General features: G+C 71.3%; 20 protein-coding genes. 5 read left to right on the top strand and 15 right to left on the bottom strand.

Annotated features, from left to right (window positions below):
- The first annotated feature begins 111 nt into the window (after nt 1-111).
- Nucleotides 112-591, top strand: a complete 480-nt coding sequence (locus L0965_RS08905; RefSeq protein ID WP_101306845.1) for a VanZ family protein — start codon at nt 112-114, stop codon at nt 589-591.
- On the opposite strand, the gene L0965_RS08900 is transcribed toward L0965_RS08905, so the two are convergent.
- The 7 genes from L0965_RS08900 to L0965_RS08870 all read right to left on the bottom strand — a co-directional run bounded on the left by L0965_RS08900 (nt 588) and on the right by L0965_RS08870 (nt 8,502).
- A complete protein-coding gene (locus L0965_RS08900) occupies nt 588-2,852 on the bottom strand; it encodes a right-handed parallel beta-helix repeat-containing protein (RefSeq protein ID WP_101306846.1) in 2,265 nt (754 codons plus the stop codon). The two genes, L0965_RS08905 and L0965_RS08900, sit on opposite strands and share 4 nt — an antisense overlap.
- Complete coding sequence (locus L0965_RS08895) at nt 2,849-4,084, bottom strand: glycosyltransferase (RefSeq protein ID WP_101306847.1); 1,236 nt, start codon at nt 4,082-4,084, stop codon at nt 2,849-2,851. The genes L0965_RS08900 and L0965_RS08895 overlap by 4 nt, the downstream gene beginning before the upstream one ends.
- 88 nt (nt 4,085-4,172) lie before the next feature.
- The gene (locus L0965_RS08890; protein ID WP_157831640.1) at nt 4,173-5,186 is read right to left on the bottom strand and encodes a right-handed parallel beta-helix repeat-containing protein; all 1,014 of its coding nucleotides are present in this window, start codon (nt 5,184-5,186) and stop codon (nt 4,173-4,175) included.
- 229 nt (nt 5,187-5,415) lie between these two features.
- Nucleotides 5,416-6,111, bottom strand: a complete 696-nt coding sequence (locus L0965_RS08885) for a response regulator transcription factor (RefSeq protein WP_060960303.1) — start codon at nt 6,109-6,111, stop codon at nt 5,416-5,418.
- Nucleotides 6,108-6,365 carry a hypothetical protein gene (locus L0965_RS08880; RefSeq protein WP_060960302.1) on the bottom strand — a complete coding sequence of 86 codons (258 nt, stop codon included), beginning with the start codon at nt 6,363-6,365 and terminating at the stop codon, nt 6,108-6,110. The genes L0965_RS08885 and L0965_RS08880 overlap by 4 nt, the downstream gene beginning before the upstream one ends.
- 326 nt (nt 6,366-6,691) lie before the next feature.
- Nucleotides 6,692-7,828, bottom strand: coding sequence for a sensor histidine kinase (locus L0965_RS08875; RefSeq protein ID WP_101306849.1), 1,137 nt, complete (start codon nt 7,826-7,828; stop codon nt 6,692-6,694).
- On the bottom strand, nt 7,825-8,502 hold the full coding sequence (locus tag L0965_RS08870; protein WP_231735150.1) for a response regulator transcription factor: 678 nt from the start codon (nt 8,500-8,502) through the stop codon (nt 7,825-7,827). Before L0965_RS08870 ends, L0965_RS08875 begins: the two co-directional genes overlap by 4 nt.
- 442 nt (nt 8,503-8,944) lie before the next feature.
- Here L0965_RS08870 and L0965_RS08865 point away from each other — a divergent pair, with 442 nt between their 5' ends.
- Entirely contained in the window at nt 8,945-9,913 is a 969-nt protein-coding gene (locus L0965_RS08865; protein ID WP_234057978.1) for a HAMP domain-containing sensor histidine kinase, read from the top strand.
- A gap of 43 nt (nt 9,914-9,956) precedes the next feature.
- Here L0965_RS08865 and L0965_RS08860 read toward each other — a convergent pair whose 3' ends face one another.
- Nucleotides 9,957-10,712, bottom strand: a complete 756-nt coding sequence (locus tag L0965_RS08860) for a DeoR/GlpR family DNA-binding transcription regulator (RefSeq protein WP_101306850.1) — start codon at nt 10,710-10,712, stop codon at nt 9,957-9,959.
- A 47-nt stretch (nt 10,713-10,759) separates the two neighbouring features.
- Between L0965_RS08860 and L0965_RS08855 the strand changes: the two genes are divergently transcribed.
- Nucleotides 10,760-11,155, top strand: coding sequence for a DUF4406 domain-containing protein (locus L0965_RS08855; protein ID WP_232783933.1), 396 nt, complete (start codon nt 10,760-10,762; stop codon nt 11,153-11,155).
- Between the two features lie 78 nt (nt 11,156-11,233).
- On the opposite strand, the gene L0965_RS08850 is transcribed toward L0965_RS08855, so the two are convergent.
- The 3 genes from L0965_RS08850 to L0965_RS08840 are packed head-to-tail and all read right to left on the bottom strand — an operon-like array spanning nt 11,234 to nt 14,143.
- Nucleotides 11,234-12,586 carry an HNH endonuclease signature motif containing protein gene (locus L0965_RS08850; protein WP_101306851.1) on the bottom strand — a complete coding sequence of 451 codons (1,353 nt, stop codon included), beginning with the start codon at nt 12,584-12,586 and terminating at the stop codon, nt 11,234-11,236.
- Nucleotides 12,583-12,822 carry a hypothetical protein gene (locus L0965_RS08845; RefSeq protein WP_101306852.1) on the bottom strand — a complete coding sequence of 80 codons (240 nt, stop codon included), beginning with the start codon at nt 12,820-12,822 and terminating at the stop codon, nt 12,583-12,585. The genes L0965_RS08850 and L0965_RS08845 overlap by 4 nt, the downstream gene beginning before the upstream one ends.
- 10 nt (nt 12,823-12,832) lie before the next feature.
- On the bottom strand, nt 12,833-14,143 hold the full coding sequence (locus L0965_RS08840; protein WP_101306853.1) for a UDP-glucose/GDP-mannose dehydrogenase family protein: 1,311 nt from the start codon (nt 14,141-14,143) through the stop codon (nt 12,833-12,835).
- Nucleotides 14,144-14,238: 95 nt separating this feature from the next.
- Between L0965_RS08840 and L0965_RS08835 the strand changes: the two genes are divergently transcribed.
- On the top strand, nt 14,239-14,733 hold the full coding sequence (locus L0965_RS08835) for a DUF4916 domain-containing protein (protein ID WP_101306854.1): 495 nt from the start codon (nt 14,239-14,241) through the stop codon (nt 14,731-14,733).
- A gap of 87 nt (nt 14,734-14,820) precedes the next feature.
- Nucleotides 14,821-15,081, top strand: a complete 261-nt coding sequence (locus L0965_RS08830; RefSeq protein WP_101306855.1) for a hypothetical protein — start codon at nt 14,821-14,823, stop codon at nt 15,079-15,081.
- Here L0965_RS08830 and L0965_RS08825 read toward each other — a convergent pair.
- The 4 genes from L0965_RS08825 to L0965_RS08810 all read right to left on the bottom strand — a co-directional run bounded on the left by L0965_RS08825 (nt 15,069) and on the right by L0965_RS08810 (nt 18,663).
- The gene (locus L0965_RS08825; protein ID WP_101306856.1) at nt 15,069-15,350 is read right to left on the bottom strand and encodes a Dabb family protein; all 282 of its coding nucleotides are present in this window, start codon (nt 15,348-15,350) and stop codon (nt 15,069-15,071) included. The two genes, L0965_RS08830 and L0965_RS08825, sit on opposite strands and share 13 nt — an antisense overlap.
- 4 nt (nt 15,351-15,354) lie before the next feature.
- Nucleotides 15,355-16,335, bottom strand: coding sequence for a GDP-L-fucose synthase (locus L0965_RS08820; RefSeq protein WP_101307273.1), 981 nt, complete (start codon nt 16,333-16,335; stop codon nt 15,355-15,357).
- 81 nt (nt 16,336-16,416) lie between these two features.
- Nucleotides 16,417-17,445 (bottom strand): GDP-mannose 4,6-dehydratase, encoded by a 1,029-nt coding sequence (gmd, locus tag L0965_RS08815; RefSeq protein WP_101306857.1) that lies wholly within the window; start codon nt 17,443-17,445, stop codon nt 16,417-16,419.
- A 36-nt stretch (nt 17,446-17,481) separates the two neighbouring features.
- Entirely contained in the window at nt 17,482-18,663 is a 1,182-nt protein-coding gene (locus tag L0965_RS08810; RefSeq protein WP_234057977.1) for a glycosyltransferase, read from the bottom strand.
- Nucleotides 18,664-18,761 lie beyond the last annotated feature (98 nt).

Below are 18,761 nucleotides of genomic sequence, written 5' to 3'. Positions count from 1 at the left end.
CCCAAGTAGTAGTCAGTGTAGCCATTCGTCTACATGATGGGGAGAGGAAGTTCCTTATAATCCAGCGTCTATTCCGTCGCACCGGAGCGGCCCCGATTCGAGGAGCCTGACATGACGGACGACCCCGCTCCGGCACACCGCCGCACCCGGTGGGCGGCGCGCGTGAGGGATCCCCGCGCCTGGCTGTCGGTCTACGCGGTCGCCCTGGCGCTCGTCGCATTCTGGCCTGTGCCCGTCGACTCCGGCGCGCGGCCCTTTCTGCGGGCGGTGACGGCGCTGTTCCCCGCGCTGACCTCCGCGCGGATCGAGTTCGTGGCGAACATCGTCATGTTCGTCCCGCTGGGGTTCCTGCTGACCGTGATCCTGCGACGCCGGCGCTGGATGGTGCTGCCGATCGCGTTCCTCACGACAGTCGTCATCGAGACCGGCCAGGCGGTCGCGCTCGCCGCCCGCACGCCGAGCGTGCTCGACGTCGTGGCGAACACGGCGGGTGCGTGCGCGGGGATGCTGCTGGCCGCCCTCGCCGAGCGGCTCGCGCGTGCACGCACGCGACCGCCCGCGGACGCTCCCGAGCCGCCGCGGCGCGGCTAGCGACGCGGGCGGACGCCAGGCTCCGGAGGGCGCGAGGCCTCCTCGACCGCTTCCTCGAGCCACGTCTGCAGACGCCACGCGGGGACGCGGAACATCCGCGAGATGGTCGACAGCGGATAGCCCGCCTCGAGCACGGCGGCCACGGCGAACTGTCGCATCGAGTCGAAGTCGCGGTCGGCGAGCGCGCCGGTGCGCAGATCGGCGAGCGAGCGGGGACGCGCTACCGGCGCGCCGGATGCGGCGCCGGCGTCCGTCGCGATGCCCGGTGACGGTGACGGTGACGGTGACGGCCCGGATGCGGCGGCGGAGACAGAGGCGCGCGCGCTCGTGGCCGGTCGCGCCGGGTGCGGCCGCGCGGGCGGCGGCGTCCGAGGTCCTTGCGGAACGGGCTCGGCCGGCGCGTCGGGGGTGACCGCGGGCTCGGCCGATGCCGATGCCGGCGCCGGCGCCGGCGCGGCTGCGGGCTCCTCCGTCGATGTCGCCGTCTCATCGACGCCGTAGGCCGCGATCCGCTGCTGGCCGTACTGCACGATCGCCTGCTCCAGCAGGCGTCGGAGCTGCCGGTGCCGCACGCGCCGACGCCACAGCAGCGGCACGCCGACCAGGGGGATGACGAGCACCGACAGCCACATCCACGCCATGGGGTGGGCGTTGAGCCACGTGACGAAGTCGGAACGGAACTCCCACGTGCGCGTGTCGTTGCCCTGGACGGTCGGGGCGGCACCGTCCGAGGTCGCGACGGCATCCTGACCGATGCCGCCGAGGACGTTCTTCGCGACGGTGACGCGGCCCTCCCCCACGACGGCGACCGCGTTCCCGAGCCCGACGGTGATGTCGTTGTGCTCCACGTCGGCGACCGAGGCCGCGACCCGGAGCGCCGCCCCCTGCCCGTGGAGGACGTTGCCGGTGACCACGGCCGGCACGACGCCGTCGGCGATGACGACGGCGGGCTCCGCCGAGGAGGTGAGATCGCAGCCGACGATCTCGAGGCGTTTCGCGGGGCCGTTGGCCCGCACCGCGGCGGCGGTCTCGCGGGCCGTGACGCCGGTGAGGATCGTGCCGTCCGCCTCCTCGAGGAGCAGTCCGCCGCGGACGTTGTCCGCGAACGTTCCTCCCTTGACGGCGAACCCGCTGCTGCGGTCGGTGCCGTAGCCGGCGGCCGTCGGCCCCGTCGCGAGCGCCCGTCCGCTCAGGCGCAGGCCGTACTCGCCCGAATCGCGCACGGTCGCGTCGCCGATGCCGACGGTCGAGGAGCCGCCGCCCACCTGGATGCCGTCATCGCCGGACGCGTCGATGTCCACGCCCGAGAGCGCGACGCGCTGCGACTGGCCGGTGACGGCCACGCCGGAGACCTCGGCGGCGATCGACGAGAAGGAGGTCACCGTGGTGTCGACGACGCCCGAGAGGAAGAGCCCGTAGTGCGAGTCCTCGCTGGACACCCGCGCGAGGTCGGCCCGCGCCGATCCGGTGTCGCTGCCGGTGACGGCCAGCCCGCCGGTGCGTCCGCTCCAGAACCCGAGGTGGTCCACGTGCACGTCTGACATCGTCAGCACCCCGTCGCGCACGCGGAGGTAGGCGCGCCCATCGTCGGTGGCGTCGTCGGGGGCGCCGGCCTCGGCATCCCACCCCGTGATCGTGAGCGGCGCATCGGCGCCCCCGTGCAGGTCGAGCGACCCGCCCCAGGCGACGATGCTGACGAAGCCGTCCGACCCGCTGTGCAACCGCAGCGTCGCACCGGGCTGCACGAGGGAGAGGGTGGCACCGGCGCGGACGACGACGTTGCGCGTGAGGGCCCACGTGTTCTCGCCGTCGGGGGCGGCGGCGCCGGCATCCACGAGGTCGCTCAGTCCGTAGGGCGCGTCGCGGGCAGCGAGCACGACGGTGCCGAACGTCGAGAGCGCCGCCGGGTCGCCCGGCGCGACGCGGCTCAGCCCCGCGAGGCGTCCGTCCTCGCGGGCGACGGCGACGGCGGGATCGGGGGCGACGGGCGGCGCGTACGTTCCGGCGGTGACCTGCGCGGCGAGGCCGCTCATCGCCGTCGCCACGGCGGCGGCGGTTCCCGGAGGAAGCGTCGGCACGGGCGCGGCCGTCGGCGACGCCTGATCCCACGGGTACCCCTTCTGATGGATGAGGGGACCGACGAAGACGATGAGGAGGACGAAGACGGCGATCGCCGACACCACGACCACCCGCCCGAGCACGTGGCGCGTGAGCGTGGTGTCGCCGCGCTCTTCGCGGGTGAAGCCGTCGGGCGCGCTCATGACGCGGCCGTCGCCGCCGGAGGGCCGTCCAGACTCGCCTCGGACTGCCCCTCGCCGCCCTGCTGCGTGGCGGAGCGGGTGAGCCAGCCCTGCTTATTCATCGTGAACAGGGCATAGACCTTGATCGGCAGGGCGATGAGGATCGTGACGGCGGCCACGAGCGGCAGGACCACGATGTCCTCGGGGCGACGCCAGAGGTGCGAGACGCCGCGGATGCCGCGACCGATGACGACCCACACGAACGCCAGGAGGAGGGCGAGGGCGGGTTGGGCCGAGCGGATCGAGAGGATGATGTAGGCGACCGCCACTCCCATCGTGAACGGCGTCATCAGGATCTGCATCATCGTCAGCTGGGAGATGAAGGGCGTGCGGAACACCCATCCTTTCCCGATGGCCGTGAGGTAGCAGCGGTAGGAGTTCCTGCTCCACCGCACCCGCTGCTTCACGAAGGCGCGGAAGGTGGAGGGGAACATCGAGAGGGCGCGCGCATTGTCCTGGTGGGTGACGCGGAACCCCTGCGAGAGCACCAGCCAGGTCATCCGCCCGTCGTCGCCGGCGACGCACTCTCGGCCGAAGAAGACCTCGTGCTCGAGCTGCTCGACCTGTGGGACGATCACGGCCGCGCGATACGCCGCCGTGCGGCCGGACGCGCAGATCACGCCCCCGTAGCGCGCCATGGCCGGAACGTAGTCGTAGTAGCGGAGGTCGATGATCCAGTCGGCGACCCGCCGCCACACGCTCGACCGCGGGCGGTAGACGTTCTGCCGCGTGCTGACGGCGCCGACCGCGGGGTCGATGAAGGGCATCTGGATCGCGTCCAGCATCCCCTCCTCCCACGCCGTGTCGCTGTCGACGAAGATGACGAGCTCGGTGTCGACCATCCGCATCCCGTGACCGAGGGCCGATCTCTTGCCGTGGTGGTGGAACAGCACCGCCTCGACGCCGCGGAGGGCCAGGGCGTCGATCCTCGCCTTCGCCTCCAGGTCGGCGACGTCGAGCACGATGATGATCCGCGAGGGCCCCTGGCGATGCCAGGTGTGCAGGCAGCGGACGAGGACGTCGGGGTCTTCGTGGTACGACGGCACGACGACGGTGACGGTGGTGCGATAGTCGTTGACGACCGGTCGCGTCATCATCGCGAGCACCTTGCGGAGGATCCAGAACGACCAGGAGATCAACCCGAGCACGCCGAAGGGCAGCATCCAGAGCGCATGCTGAGTCAGCAGTTCCATCGATCCTCCGGGGCTTCGGGGGGTCCCCACATCGTGCACAGCATATCTACGGCGTGTTCGCACACGCACGCACGCGCGCAGGCAGCAATCAGCGGCAGGACGGCGACATCGGCGGCGGGGTCGAGGCGCCGTCGGACACGTTGTCGCACGTGACCGTGTTGCCCGCCCGCCGCGCGGCGCCGACGACGGTGACGGCGACGGCGGATGCCGAGAGGTCGAAGGTGTTCCGTGACACGGTGTTCGACGCACCGCTGCGGACCTCGACCGGAGTCGAGATGCTGTGGATCTGGATGCCGTCGCCCGCCGCGACGGTGAGGCGATTGTCCGCCACGAGCCAGCCGGTGCCCTTGAGGTCGACCACCGAGTCGACGGCGGCGGCATCCGCGATGGAGAGCGTGTTGCCGCTGATCACGCCGTCCGACGTGCCCTCCTTGACGTCGATGGCCTCGGCGGTGACGTCGAAGACGGTGGTGCCGGTCACCCGGTTGCGGTCGCTGCGGTCGGGTTCGCACGCGGTGACGGTGCACCAGTTCGATGCGGCGGTGCCGATGTAGACGCCTTCGCCGAACTCCGGCGTGGAGCGGCCGGTGTCGTGGATGACCAGTCCGTCGATCACGTTGTCGCTGCTGCCCGCGCGGAGGTGGACCGCCTCCTGGCCGGTGCCGGACACCTCCAGACCCGTGAGGGTCGTCGTGGCGACGCCGTCCAGCACGATCCCCTTCTGCCCGCCGGTCACCCGGAAACCGGTGAGCACCCAGTCGGCGACGTGGTCGAGGTGCAACGCGTAGCCGCTGTCGACCGCTCCCCCGTCGAGCACCGACGCGCTCGTGCCGCACAGCGTGATGGGCTCGTCGGCGCCGGAGGTCGTGATCGTGAACGGGCCGCGATAGGTGGCTGCGGCGAGCGCGAGCACGTCGCCGGGTCGCGCGTCGTCGAGTGCCCGCTGGAGCGCGTCGGCCGAGGGATCGACGGCCCGCGCCTGCGGTCCGCAGGCACCGATCGCCGCGCCGGCCGCGGAGCCGGGAGCGTCCGGAGCGCATCCCGCGAGCGCGGCAACGAGGACGCCGAGCGCGGCGACAGCCGCGGCGGCTCGTGTTCGCATGCGCACGAGTATGACATCCCGGGCGCGCGGGTCCGCGCCCGGCCCGGACGGGCTTCTCCGACGCTCGGGAGGCGGCGCGTGCGCCGCAGGCGAGCGGAGTGGATACGGTCGCCCCGCCGCAGCCCCCCGGCAGGGGCAGGGCGACCGTCTTCCCGGGCGATGTGTGGGGTCACATCGCTGGTGGGGATGGGGCATGCTCATCATCGACGATGCGGGACCCGTTGTGGGGCTAGATGAGAGGAATCTCACCTGCACCGGGCAGCGGCGTCACTCCCGCATGCGCGAGGTACCGGCGCGCGGCCTCGACGCGGGCGTTGCGCTCGGGGTCGGACCCGACACCGAGCAGGGCGTAGGACGTCCGCAGGTGCGCTTCGACCGAACGCGGCGAGATCGCGAGCCGCCGCGCGATGGCGGCGTTGCTCAGCCCGTCGGCGACGAGAGCGAGGACCTCGCGCTGGCGCGGGCTGAGGCGGCTCAGCGGGTTGTTGCGACGCGTCGCGCGCTCGGCGCGGATGGCGGGGTCGAGCACGCTGCGCCCCTCCGCCACGGAGCGGATGGCGTAGACGAGCGCGGATGCCGTCAGCGACAGGTTCTTGGACAGCACGCCCCATCCGGCGGTCTCCGAGCAGTGCACCTCCCGCAACTGGTCGTGCACGTCCGGCGCCGACAGCACGATGATGCCGAGCCGCGGCGAGCGCGCGCGCAGCGCATGCCCGAGCGAGATCCCGTCGCCGTCGGGCAGGCGCGGCCCGAGCAGAGCGACATCGATCGCGCGGTCGGTCGCGGCGAGCGCGTCATCCATCGAGGCGCAGGCGCGCACCGTGCGCATGTCGTGCTGCTGGTCGACGAGACCCGCGAGAAGATCGCGGAACAGGGGCTGACCCTCGACCACGAGCACCCGCAGCGGTCGCCGACCCTCCGTCACGCGGGTGGGGAGGCGTCGTCGCCACGATGCGTCGTGGTGGCGAGGTAGCGGGCGACCGAGATGTCCCGTCCGACCAGGCCGGCCGAGCGACCGGTGACCCGGCTCCACAGGCTCGGCACGACCCGAACCATCGTGATCCCCTCCAGGCGCAGCTGACGCGCGGTGGGAGGGTCGAGGTAGCGGCGGGCCGGCGCCGTCTGCCAGTGCGCGTCGACGTAGATCTCGACGATACGGGCGCCGCCTGCTCGGCTCATCGTTGGTCCTCTTTCCCCAAGGCACGACCCGCCACGGGCACACGCGCGCACCCCGATCGAGCGGGTTGCGCGGCGTCGCGAGTGCTCCGTTCCCAAGGACGGAGGGGTCACGCGGGGCCCCATGACCTCGCGCAGGATCATTGTGGCGCAGGCCGAAACACGCATCCGACCGAACGCCGCGATTTCACGAGAGTTTTACGTGAAATCACCTAGCGCTGCGGGCGGGCTCGGCGGCCGCGTCGATCCGTGAGCGCTCCCACGGACCGTCGGCGGCGGCATCCCGCGGCGCGCCCGGACGCGTGGTCGCGTCGACCACGGCGCGACCGTCAGCGCGGCGGGTCTTCCAACGGGAGCCGGAGCGTCAGCCGCGCACCCGGCGACGGGCGCGCGCCGGCTCCCGCGACCAGGGCCAGCTCGCCGCCGAGCACCTCCGCCCGGCGGCGCAACCGCGCGAGCCCGGACCACGGCGCATCGGGACGGGGCGGAGCGCCGTTGTTGCGGACGGCGACCCGGAGGTGATCGGCATCGGCCCGCGCGTCGATCGTGATCTCGTCGGCGCCACCGTGACGTAGCGCGTTGGAGAGGGCGTCCTCGATGACGCGGATGACGAGCACCCTCGCCTCGTGCGACAGCCGGTGCTCCACCATCGCGAGCACATCGGCGGCGGGCGCCCGCACGGCCACCGAGGGCGGCAGGCGCACCACGAGGGCGCGCACGGCGGGCGCCAGTCCGCGCTCGAGGTCGACCGGGTAGAGCCGAGCGCTGAGCGCCCGCAGCTCTTTCTCCCGCAGGCGTTCGAGCTGCCCCGCGATGGCGGTGAGCTCGGCCGCACCGTCCTCGTCGCGCGGCCGCACACCCGCGGCGAGGTGGCGCAGCCTCGTCTCGATCACGACGAACGTGCCCTGCACGCTGCCGTGGATGGTCTCGGCCAGTTCGTATCGGAGACGCAGCTCCTCCTCCTGCAGCTCGGCGACGAGCCCCGCCGCCCGGGCCTGCGCGACGGATTGCCCGCGCTCGGCATGGCGGATGCGGCGGGCCACGTCGACCTGCACGAGACCCAATCCGATCGCGCAAGCTGCGGCGAGGGTCGCGCTCGCGAACTCGCCCGCCCCGACCGAGGTGCCCGCGTCGTCGGCGGCGAGCAGGGAGATGACGACGCGGACCCCCGCCAGGGTGAGGGCGGCGCCGAGGGCAAGCACGAGGACGAGTCCGCAGCGCGCGAGGAGCCCATAGCGCTCGGGGCGCAGCACGTGGACGGCGGCCAGCATGGCGATCGGCGCGACGACGGCCGCCGTGGCCGGCGCGGCGACCCCGACGTCGCTGCCCCAGGTGCGCAGCAGCACCGACTGCAGGCTGGTGTACAGCGTGATGGCGACGGTGGCCGCGGCGGTCGCGACCAGCGCGATGCGATGGTCCGTCGCGGCATCCGACGAGGGATGGCGCGACTGCGACGCGCCGCTCATCCTCCGGCTGTCCAGGGCGACGCGGTGTGCTCCAGATAGCTGCGCACCGCCTCGACGCGCGGGTTGCGCTCGCGGCTGGCGGGAAGTCCGAGCACCGCGTACGCGACGTTGAGGTGCGCGTCGACCGACCGCGGTGAGATGCCGAGACGGTCGGCGATCGCGGCGTTGGTGAGCCCCTCGGCCACCAGGGCGACCACCTCGTACTGCCGGGCGCTGAGGCGCGACAGCGGGCTGTTCCGCCGCACTTCGCGCTGCGCGCGGATCGCGGGGTCGAGCACCGCGCGCCCGGCCGCGACCGCGCGGATGGCGTACACGAGCGCGGATGCCGAGAGCGAGGAGTTCTTCGAGAGGAAGCCCCAGCCCGCCGCTTCGGCGCCCGGCACCTCCAGGAGGGTGCTGATCGAGTCGGAGGCCGAGAGGATCAGCACCCCGAGACCGGGACGACGGCGGCGGAGCTCGCGGCCGAGGCTGATCCCGTCGCCGTCCGGCAGTCGGAGGTCGAGGAGGGCGACGTCGAGGCTGCGGACGTCGACGACGCGGGTGCCTTCGGCGCTGCGCGCGACCGCCGCCACGCGCAGACCCTTCTGCTCGCCCAGGAGCACCGCGAGCATCTCGCGGAACAGCGGCTGGTCCTCGACGACCATCACGTCGAGGGTCGGCAGGCGCCCGTTCACGGCCGCGGCACGGAGGCGGGACGCGGAACCAGAGTGGAGGTGCCCGAGGTGCGCGGATGCCGCGGGCACGAGAGTCGGGGGCGCGCTTGTCGCATGTGAGGTCTCCTGTCGACGTCTCCCCCGCCGCGCACCATTGTCACGCATCCGCTTCGACGCGCCGGTCGAAAAGTCGGCAGAACACGGCGTCCTCGGGCGGAGAAGCGCAGATTCGCTCGGTGATTCCACCTAGGGGCGGGCGGCGCAGAGCGAGGTCCGCGCCGACGCTCTGCTAGAACCGGGGAGGGAGGAAGTCCGTGGCGAGCACGGGATGGGACCCATGAATCTGGCGAGCAGGAGCGCGAACCAGCCGGCCTCTCCTCGGGGTCGGCGGACACGTCACGCCGCCGCGAGCGACGCGTCCGTCCTCGCGACGGTCAGCGATGCGGTCAGTGATGCCGTCGTCGTGACCGACGAGCGCGGCATCCCAGTGCGCCTCAACGCTGCGGCCCGCGAGGCCTTCGCCCGGGCGGGCCTGCCGGAGCGGATCCGCGCCGACGCGGAGTACCGCGATCTGCGGTTCTTCCATGCCGACCGCGTGACCCCGATCACCGTCGGCCCTCCCCTGCTGCACCACGTCACGCACGCCGGTTCCCGCATCCCCTATACGACGTGGGTGGGAGAGGGCGATGACCAGCGGGCGATGTCGATCACGGCCCGGCCCTACGCGGACGCGCGCGGCACCCGCCGCGGGGCGGTCATCGTCGCACGCGACATGACGGTGATGTTCGAGGCGGCCCGCATCCGCGACGACTTCCTCCGTGACGCCGCACACCGCCTGCGCGGACATCTGACGACGGTGGCCGGCTACGCCGAGCTGCTGGAGACGGATGCCCATCTGGGGGAGATCGGCGAGCGGTTGACGCGGGTGACCGGTCAGCTCGTCGACACGGTGGACGACCTCTTCCGCACGGCCCGCGAAGACATCGCCCGATCGATTCCGCCGGCCGACCTCTCCTCGGCCCTGGCCGACGTGTGCTCCGTCTTCCTGGCCGTCGCGGCGGCGCGGGGCGTCACGCTCCAGGTGATCGACGAGGGATGCGGGCGGGTGCGCTTCGAGCAGGCGGAGCTGCGTCAGGTGCTCGCCGATCTCCTCTCGCACGCGATCGGCCATTGCGCCACGGCGGGGAATGTGGTGGTGCGGGCGCACCGGGACCACCACCGCACGACCGTCTCGGTGAGCGACGACGGACTCCACACGAGCCACGATCAGCGTCGCCGCGAGCTGGCGCAGCTGACGGGCGGGCCGGCGCCGGAGGAGGCGGCCCCGGGCGCCGCCCGGCGCAACGTCGTGCGCGCCAATCAGGCGACGCTGTCGGTGCGACCCGACCACCCGGTGGGGACGATCGCGAGTCTCGTGATGATCGCGGTGTGAGGCCCTGCGGGCGGGGAGGCGGCGGGGGTTCGTGCGCCGCGCCTCACCGCGTGTGGATGAGGGCGACCCCGGCCTCCACGAGCTCACGGGCGCCGGGGTCGGTGTCGGGGATGTCGGCGATGATCGCCGTGACGGCGTCGAGGCCGAGCACGCCGTAGCGCGAGGCGGTGCCGATCTTCTCGTCGCTGCCGAGCACGTAGGTGTCGGCGGCGCGCGCGGCGAGGGTGCGCTTCATGGCGGCCTCGTCGGCGTCACCGGTCGTGAGTCCCGCGGTGGGATGGATGCCGGTCACTCCCAGGAAGAAGTGGTCGGCGCTGATGCGGTTCGCCGCTTCGACAGCGGCGGCGCCGCACGCGACCGCCGAGTGCTTGAAGAGCTGGCCACCGATGAGGAAGACGTCGACCGCGTGGTCGAGCAGTGCCGCCGCGATCGTCGGGCTGTGGGTGATGATCGTGCCCGGCTGGGTGCGCGGGAGTGCGGCGACGAGGGCGAGGCTCGTGGTGCCGCCGTCGAGGATGGCCGTCGCGCCCGGTTCGATGAGGGCTGCCGCGGCCGCCCCGACCCGCCGCTTGCTGTCGGGGGCGACGCCGGTGCGGGCGGCGTAGTCGACGACGGCCGGGGATGCCGGCAGGGCGCCGCCGTACACGCGGACGGCGAGACCCGCGGCGTCCAGGTCGCGCAGGTCGCGGCGGATGCTGTCTTCGGACAGGCCGAGCTCCGCGGCGATCTCCTTGGCGACGATGCGACCGTCGCGGCGGAGGCGATCGAGCAGCAGGTCCCTGCGGGCGGCAGCGAGCATTCACGTTCCTTCTTGTTTTTGCACGTTGTTGTCGTATTGTAGCCGACATGACCGCATCTCTCATGATCCTCATCGCCGGCCCGTACGCATCGGGCACCGACGGCGACCCCGCACGGATGGCGCAGAACCTGAAACGCCTGGAGACGGCGGCCTGGCCGCTGTTCGAGGCGGGGCACGTGCCGATGATCGGCGAGTGGGTCGCATTGCCGGTGCTGGAGAGCGCAGGCGCGTCGGGACCGACCGATCCACTCGCCGCGCAGGTCATGTATCCGACGGCGGAGCGTCTGCTGCAGCGGTGCGATGCGGTGCTGCGCCTCCCCGGCGCATCCCGGGGAGCCGACCAGGACGTCGCGATCGCCGAGGCGAGGGGCATCCCGGTGTACTACGCCCTCGAGGACGTGCCCGGGGTGGCGCCGTCAGCGGGACAGGAACGCCGCGCCTGAGGCCGTCGCGGACGTGCGCGACGGCGGCCCACTCGGGACCACGCGGCATCCAGCCCCCTCACGACCCGACGTCGACGCTCAGAACGGTGCCGCCACGACGGCGGTCGCGTTGCGGCCCGGCGGGGACGTTCTCGTGGGCGGCGCGACGGCATCGGCCACGAAGGCGACGAGCGGAGTCGGCGCATCTTCTCGGTAGACGCGCCCCGTCGGCGAGGTCCATTCGAGCACTCCCCTCCCGCGCTGTCGTACCGCCCAGGGGGTGAACTGCTTCATCGAATGATGTCGTTGACAGAGGTGCGCGAGGTTCCAGAGCGCGGTGGGTCCGCCTCGAGCCGCATCGACGGTGTGGTCGATCTCGCAGCGGATCGCCGCCCGTCGGCATCCGGGGAACCGACAGTGCTGATCGCGCGCCCGCAGGAACCTCCGCTGCGGCCAGGGCGTCCGGTACCGGTCGACCGCGACGACCGTGCCGTCGATCGGGTCGGTGAGCACGCGCGAGAGGCTGGGGGCATTGGCCGCGAGACACCGCGCCGTCTCGGCATCCACCGGGGTACGTCCGACGAGGTCGACCGGGCCCTCGTCCGCTCCGAGGAGCGCGAGGACCGGCACCACCACCTGTACCTGCGCACGAATGCCGCCCAGCTCACCGGGGCCGTCGCCGTGGGCGGTGGGGTCGAGGGCGGGCGTGGCGGTCAGGAGCAGGTCGCTGAGCACGTCGGCGCGGATCTGGTCCACCGAACGCGGGTCGTCGTCGCCCGGCTCGCGGGCATCGACGATCACGGTCGCCTGCCGGGTCAGCCGATCGAGGATGCCGTCGGCGATCACCGTCGGCACGGTGGCGACGACCTCGGACATCCCGTGCGCGCCGGGAACGACGCGAACCCGTCGGCCGGCGCTCGCGTCGCGGTGCCGGTCGGTGAAGGAACGTTCCGCCGCGCGTTCGGCGAGGATCTCGACGGCGGCGCGGACCCGGTTGGCGGTGTCGCCCTCGCAGCGCCGGATCGCTTCGGCCTCGAAGTCAGGCCGCCGATCGACGGGAACCACCGCGCCCGCGTCGACGATCACGCGGACATGGCCGCGCGTGATCCGGCCCGCTTCCCAGGCGTCGAGCGTCGCCGGAAAGCCCTCGACGAGCTCGCGCGCCTCACCGATGCGCTGCTGTACCGTGCGGTCGGTCACCCGCAGCACCCCGCCGAGCTCCGCGGCGATCGAGCGCAGCACCATGTCGTGCTCCCGCACCGATCCGCTCTGGCTGGCCACCTCACGCTCCGCGAGTCGACCGGCGCGCGCCAGCATCCGGACCTCGGCGACCTGCGCCTGCGTCAACGCTGCCGCCACCCCCTCGGCGTCGGATACGAGGCCGGCGAGCGCGGTCACGTACCCGCCGCCCGCATCGGCCTGGAAGACGCCCCCCGGCGTGAACTCCGTCATGCGTCCATCATGCCGCGACCCTCGGACATTCGTTCGAATGTCCGGACGAGCGCGCCGGTCGCGGCGCGGGCCGGCGACACGTCCGGCAGAGGCTTCGCCCAGATGGTGGCGGCCAGGATCACCGACACGGCGGCCAGCGCGCCGGCCGAGACCGTATCCCACCACTCCCGCCACCACCTCGCGGCGACGGACTCCGCCGCTCCGCGAGAGCGACGCCGTCGGGACTCCTCCGTCACGGCATGCGGCTTAGGGGCGCCCCATCCCGTAGTACGTCCAGCCCGCGGCGCGCCAGGCGGCGGCGTCGAGCCCGTTGCGCCCGTCGACGACCACGCGCCCCGCGGTGAGCGACGACGCGTGCTCCGGCGGCAGCTCGCGGCGGTACTCGTCCCACTCGGTCACGAGGACGAGAGCATCCGCATCGCGGATGGCGTCGTCGCGGTCGTCGACGTAGGTCAGCTGAGGGTGGATGCGCCGCGCGTTCTCGATCGCGGCGGGGTCGGTCACGGTCACGTTCGCACCGAGGCCGTGCAGGCGCACGGCGACGTCGAGTGCGGGCGAGTCGCGGATGTCATCGGAGTGCGGCTTGAACGCCGCGCCGAGCACCGTCACCTTCTTCTCGTAGACCGAGCCGCCGAGACCATCCACGACGAGCTGCACGGCGCGGTCGCGGCGTCGCAGGTTGATCTCGTCGACCTGTCGCAGGAACGCCACCGACTCGCCCCGGCCGAGCTCCTCGGCTCGCGCGGAGAAGGCGCGGATGTCCTTCGGCAGACACCCGCCGCCGAAGCCGATGCCGGCGCCGAGGAAGCGCCGGCCGATGCGGGCGTCGTGGCCGATGGCGTCGGCGAGCTGGGTCACGTCGGCTCCGGTCACCTCGGCGATCTCGGCCATGGCGTTGATGAAGCTGATCTTGGTCGCGAGGAAGGCGTTCGCCGACACCTTGACGAGTTCGGCGGTCGCGTAGTCGGTGACGATGAACGGCGTGCCCTTGGCGACGGAGGGGTGGTAGACCTCGCGCAGCACGGATGCCGCGACCTCTCCCTCGTCACCGGCGGGGACGCCCGCGACGAGGCGGTCGGGGTCGACGGTGTCCTGGACGGCATAGCCCTCACGGAGGAACTCCGGGTTCCAGACCAGCGTCGCCCCGGTCGCCGACACCCGCGGCGCGAGGCTCGCGGCCGTTCCGACCGGGACGGTCGACTTGCCCGCGACGATGTCGCCGGGTGCGAGGTAGGGCAGCAGACCGTCGAACGCCGCGTTCACATACGTGAGGTCGGCGGCGTAGCTGTCCTTCTGCTGCGGCGTGCCGACGCCCACGAAGTGCACCTTCGCGCCGGCCGCGTCGGCCATGTCGGTGGTGAACCTGAGGTTGCCCGCCGCGATCCCGGCGGTGAGGATCTCCTGCAGACCGGGCTCGAAGAACGGCGCCTCCCCCTTCGACAGGGCGGCGATCTTGCGCTCGTCGACGTCGATGCCGACGACCTCGTGACCGATGGATGCCATGGCGGCAGCATGCACCGCGCCGAGATAACCACAACCGATGACGGACAGCTTCATAGGAGCTCCTGTTGGGGGGACGGTGCGTGCGAGGAGAAGGAACACGCAAGACTGTTCCTACCAGAGACGCGTATCCGGCATGTAAACGAGGACGCATGACATTTCTCCCCGCCGACACATACAGACTCGTCGAGCGCTCGATGCCGATCGCCTGCGTCGACTTCGTCGTGGTGCGCGAGCGCGGCGGCATCCGAGAGCTGGGGCTGATCCTCCGCGACTCGCCCCACGGCGAGGTCTGGTGCCACCTCGGCGGGCGCATCCTGCGTGGAGAGACGATCGCCGACGCGATCCGGCGCCACAGCCGCGACACGATCGGCGTCGAGCCGCTGCTCGCCCTCAACCCCCAGCCGGACGACGTTTATCAGTGGTTCCCGCCCGACATCGCCCCGACGGACGGCACGGTGTGGGGCGACGACCCGCGCAAGCACGCCATCGGGCTGTCCTTCGTGGTCAGCGTCGACGCTCCCACCACCGCGCGGAACGAGGCCCGCGATTTCGTCTACTTCGCTCCGGACGCGCTGCCCGCGAACCTCTGGCCAGGATGCCGGGAGTTGTTCGTGCGGCTGGGTCTCGCCGGCCGGCCCGATTGATCTTTGGCGCCGTTAGGCGTAGTTTCATGCCCGGACGTAGTTGTCCCACCATTCCGGGGGGAATGGTTGTGTGAGCACTCTGGGGGGATGATGCTCGAACGTGTCAAGAAGCGCATGAACGTGCTGATCTGGGGCACCGCTTCGGCGACGTGCGCCGAATGCGGTGTGGCCGTGTCGCCGGCGAAGGCCATCTGGAGCGGACGCGAGGCGTACTGCTCCGTGGAGCACGAGTTGCGCGACCACGACGACGCCGGATGGACAGGGGCCGCCGCGCCGCTGCCGGTGACGGGCCGTGAGGTGCGAGCCGCGGTGTCTGCGACCGCCCCGGCCTACCCTCACGCCGCGTAGTCGCCGTTCCACCAGTCGGCGATCGCCGACATCGCCTCGGCCACCGCGACGTGTCGCGGATCGCGCCGGAACGCCTCGAACGCGGGCTCGTCGACGAACGTCGCGTCCTCCACGATCACGCGGCCCTTGCGCGCGTCCAGAGACAGCTCAACGCGCCAGTGCCTCACCCCGGTCAGGACGGAGAGCGAACGCAGCTCATCCAGAGCGGCGGCCACCCGCTGGTCGCTCACGTCGTCGTGCACGCGGAAGAGCACGATGTGACGGAACACGCCGCTACTCGCGGATGCTGTCGACGTGATCGCGGTACCAGGCGACCGTGCGCTCCATGCCCTCTTCGAGCGTGATCTTGGCCGTCCAGCCCGCCTCGGCGAGCTTGGAGACGTCGAGCAGCTTCTGCGGAGTGCCGTCGGGCTTCGACGTGTCCCACGCGGTCTCACCCGTGAAGCCCGTGACCCCGGCGATCGTCTCGGCGATCTCGCGGATGGTCACGTCACTGCCGGTCCCGACGTTGACCTGATCCGGGCCGTCGTAGTGCTCCAAGAGATGGAGACAGGCATCGGCCATGTCGTCGGCGTGCAGGAACTCGCGCCGCGGCGTCCCGGTTCCCCAGTTGGTGACCGACGGCGCTCCGGACTTCGCCGCATCGTCATAGCGGCGGATGAGCGCCGGCAGCACGTGCGAGCCCTTCGGCGAGAAGTTGTCGTTCGGCCCGTAGAGGTTCGTCGGCATCGCGCTGATCCACGGCAGGCCGTACTGGCGCCGCACGGCCTGCGTCTGCAGGATGCCGGCGATCTTGGCGATCGCGTAGGCGTCGTTCGTGGGCTCCAGGTGCCCGGTGAGCAGAGAGTCCTCACGGATCGGCTGCTCGGCGAACTTCGGGTAGATGCACGACGACCCGAGGAACAGCACGCGCTCGACATCATTCGCGAGCGCCGCGTCGAGCACGTTGACCTGGATGCGCATGTTGTCGCTGAGGAAATCGACCGGATAGGTCGAGTTCGCGAGGATGCCGCCGACTTTCGCGGCCGCCAGCACGACGTACTTCGGCTTGACCTCGCCCATGTAGGCGAACACCGCGTCGCGGTCTTTGAGGTCGAGCTCGGCCGACGGCTTGCCCACGATGTGCTCGAACCCCGAGGCCTCGAGCTTCCGCACGATCGCCGATCCGACCAGACCACGGTGACCCGCGACGTAGAAGGTCGCGTCACGGTCGAGCTCACCCGGCGTGTACTCCACGCCGTCAACGGCCGTCACCACGTCAACTCACTCCCCGGTCGTTGAGCGAGCGCGCTCCCCGGTCGTTGAGCGAGCGCAGCGAGTCGAAACGCCTCCCGCTCACAGGGTCCCCCACGACGCGAGCTTGACGGTGTCGATCCAGTCGGCACCCTTCTCCAGAGCTTCCACGTCGGCGTCAACCATGAGCTTGGCCAATTCCTTCCCGTCGATCGTCGGCACCCAGCCCAGCTTGTCGGCCGCCTTGGCCGGGTCGCCGATGAGTGCATCGACCTCGGTGGGACGCAGGTAGCGCTCGTCGAACTTGACGAACTCCTGCCAGTCCAGGCCGACGTGGCCGAACGCCGTCTCGAGGAAATCCTTGATCGTGTAGCCGACACCGGTCGCCAGCACGAAGTCCTCCGGCTCGTCGGCCTGCAGCATCCGCCACATCCCCTCGACGTACTCGGCGGCGTAGCCCCAGTCACGGATCGACTCGAGGTTCCCGAGGTAGATGTCCTTCTGCGTGCCGGCCTTGATGCGGGCGACGGCGCGCGTGATCTTGCGGGTGACGAAGGTCTCGCCGCGTCGCGGCGACTCGTGGTTGAAGAGGATGCCGTTGACGGCGAACAGGTCGTAGGCCTCGCGGTAGTTCTTGGTGATCCAGTAGCTGTAGAGCTTGGCGACACCGTAGGGCGATCGCGGGTAGAACGGCGTGTTCTCGTTCTGCGGCGGCGGCGTCGCGCCGTAGAGCTCGGACGTCGAGGCCTGATAGAACTTGGTGTCGATCCCGGACAGCCGCACCGCTTCGAGGAGTCGGACCGTCCCGGTTCCCGTCGTGTCGGCCGTGTGCTCCGGCTCGTCGAACGAGACCCGCACGTGCGACTGGGCGGCGAGGTTGTAGACCTCGTCGGGGTTGATCTCACTGAGCAGCGTGACCATCCGCGCGCCGTCCGAGAGGTCGCCGTAGTGCAGGAAGAGCTTCGCGTCGGGGTCGTGCGGGTCGACGTAGAGGTGGTCGATGCGGTGAGTGTTGAAAGTGGAGGCGCGGCGGATCAGACCGTGCACCTCGTACCCTTTCGCGAGCAGGAGTTCGGCCAGGTAGGAACCGTCCTGGCCCGTGATGCCGGTGATGAGTGCGCGCTTGGTCAAGGGACTCTGCCTATCTGGATCGTGGGGGGAAGGGGGTCACGCAGGATGCTTCTCAGCGTCGGCGGCGATCAGATCCGCGAGCAGACTATCGAACCGATCGATCGCGAATGTTTCATTCAGCACTGTCTCTCTGTAACGTTTGCCGTTCGCTCCGAAGCGCGCCGCGGCATCCTTGTCCGCCGCGAGTGCACGGACGCCGGCGAGCAGTGCGACGGGATCGCCCGCCTCGACCACGACTCCCGCGTCGGCGCTGCGCACCTCCTGAGCGGTGATGCCGGTGGCATCCGTGGCGGCGAGCACGGGTCGCCCGGCGGCGAAATATGACGTGAGCTTGCTGGGCACCGCCATCTCCGCGACTCCCGGAAGCTCGTTCACCAACAGGATGTCGGCCGCTTGCAGCACGTCGGTGAAATCACGGTCGTCGAGCGGGGGAAGGAACTGGGCCGTCGTCGGCTCGGCCTCGGCTCGACGCTGCAGCTCGTCGCGCTGGGAGCCGTTGCCGACGAGCACGAAACGGACCCGTTCGCCGCGCTGGGACGCCAACCGGCCCGCGTCCACCACATGGTGGAGCCCCTGCTTGACGCCCATGTTGCCCGTGTGGACGACGATGACCTCGTCGTCGTCCCACCCGCGCGCGGCACGCACGGCGGCGACGTCGACCGGAGGCAGGGGCGGCAGGTGGGTCCAGTTGCGGACGACGACGATCCGGTCGCGCGGCACGCCGAAGTCATCGTGAACACGGTCGGCGAAACGATCGTGGATCACGACGACCGCGGATGCCGAGCGCAGGAGCCACCCCTCGATACCGCGGATCACGCGAGCCGCGGCGCCGCCTCCTTGGCCGGTCTCGGATATCCCGATCCCGTAGAGATCCTGCACCCAGACCACGAACGGGGTCTTGCGGTGCGTCAGCCGGGCGCGCAGCCTCACGAGAGCCGACGAGATGAGCGCCGGAGAGACGGCGACGATCGACGTCGGCCGCCCCCATCGAGCCAGGAGTTGACGGACACCGAACGTCGCCTCCGACAGCGCGCGAGGCAGGGGCGACGGCTGGGGCGGCACGTAATGACGCAGCCGTGTGACGACCACTCCATCGATCTGTTCGCTCCGTGACCACTGCCCGTAACCTGGGGTGATCTTCCAGTCTGGATAATGAGGGTGCGCCGTGATGGCACGGACCTCGTGCCCGTGCCGCGCCAGCCCCCCCAGCCATGGCACCTGTGTAGGGAGAAATCCCAGTAGTCTCCGGGGGGTAGTTCAGCCCGAAGATGAGCGTTCGCGAGGGTTGCTGCACGGCACCGACCCTACAGCGACGG

Origin of the sequence: Microbacterium sp. NFH-22A-Y, from assembly GCF_021401375.1 — a bacterium.
GTDB classification, from domain to species: domain Bacteria; phylum Actinomycetota; class Actinomycetes; order Actinomycetales; family Microbacteriaceae; genus Microbacterium; species Microbacterium hominis.
Note: the sequence above shows the minus strand (reverse complement) of the source record. Positions and strands in the feature narration are given on the sequence as shown.

What these genes read in the sequence shown, in the direction of transcription:
- L0965_RS08905 (WP_101306845.1), top strand. Translation starts at nt 112, where the DNA reads ATGACGGACGACCCCGCTCCGGCACACCGCCGCACCCGGTGGGCGGCG.
- L0965_RS08900 (WP_101306846.1), bottom strand. Translation starts at nt 2,852, where the DNA reads ATGAGCGCGCCCGACGGCTTCACCCGCGAAGAGCGCGGCGACACCACG.
- L0965_RS08895 (WP_101306847.1), bottom strand. Translation starts at nt 4,084, where the DNA reads ATGGAACTGCTGACTCAGCATGCGCTCTGGATGCTGCCCTTCGGCGTG.
- L0965_RS08890 (WP_157831640.1), bottom strand. Translation starts at nt 5,186, where the DNA reads ATGCGAACACGAGCCGCCGCGGCTGTCGCCGCGCTCGGCGTCCTCGTT.
- L0965_RS08880 (WP_060960302.1), bottom strand. Translation starts at nt 6,365, where the DNA reads ATGAGCCGAGCAGGCGGCGCCCGTATCGTCGAGATCTACGTCGACGCG.
- L0965_RS08875 (WP_101306849.1), bottom strand. Translation starts at nt 7,828, where the DNA reads ATGAGCGGCGCGTCGCAGTCGCGCCATCCCTCGTCGGATGCCGCGACG.
- L0965_RS08860 (WP_101306850.1), bottom strand. Translation starts at nt 10,712, where the DNA reads ATGCTCGCTGCCGCCCGCAGGGACCTGCTGCTCGATCGCCTCCGCCGC.
- L0965_RS08855 (WP_232783933.1), top strand. Translation starts at nt 10,760, where the DNA reads ATGACCGCATCTCTCATGATCCTCATCGCCGGCCCGTACGCATCGGGC.
- L0965_RS08850 (WP_101306851.1), bottom strand. Translation starts at nt 12,586, where the DNA reads ATGACGGAGTTCACGCCGGGGGGCGTCTTCCAGGCCGATGCGGGCGGC.
- L0965_RS08840 (WP_101306853.1), bottom strand. Translation starts at nt 14,143, where the DNA reads ATGAAGCTGTCCGTCATCGGTTGTGGTTATCTCGGCGCGGTGCATGCT.
- L0965_RS08835 (WP_101306854.1), top strand. Translation starts at nt 14,239, where the DNA reads ATGACATTTCTCCCCGCCGACACATACAGACTCGTCGAGCGCTCGATG.
- L0965_RS08830 (WP_101306855.1), top strand. Translation starts at nt 14,821, where the DNA reads ATGATGCTCGAACGTGTCAAGAAGCGCATGAACGTGCTGATCTGGGGC.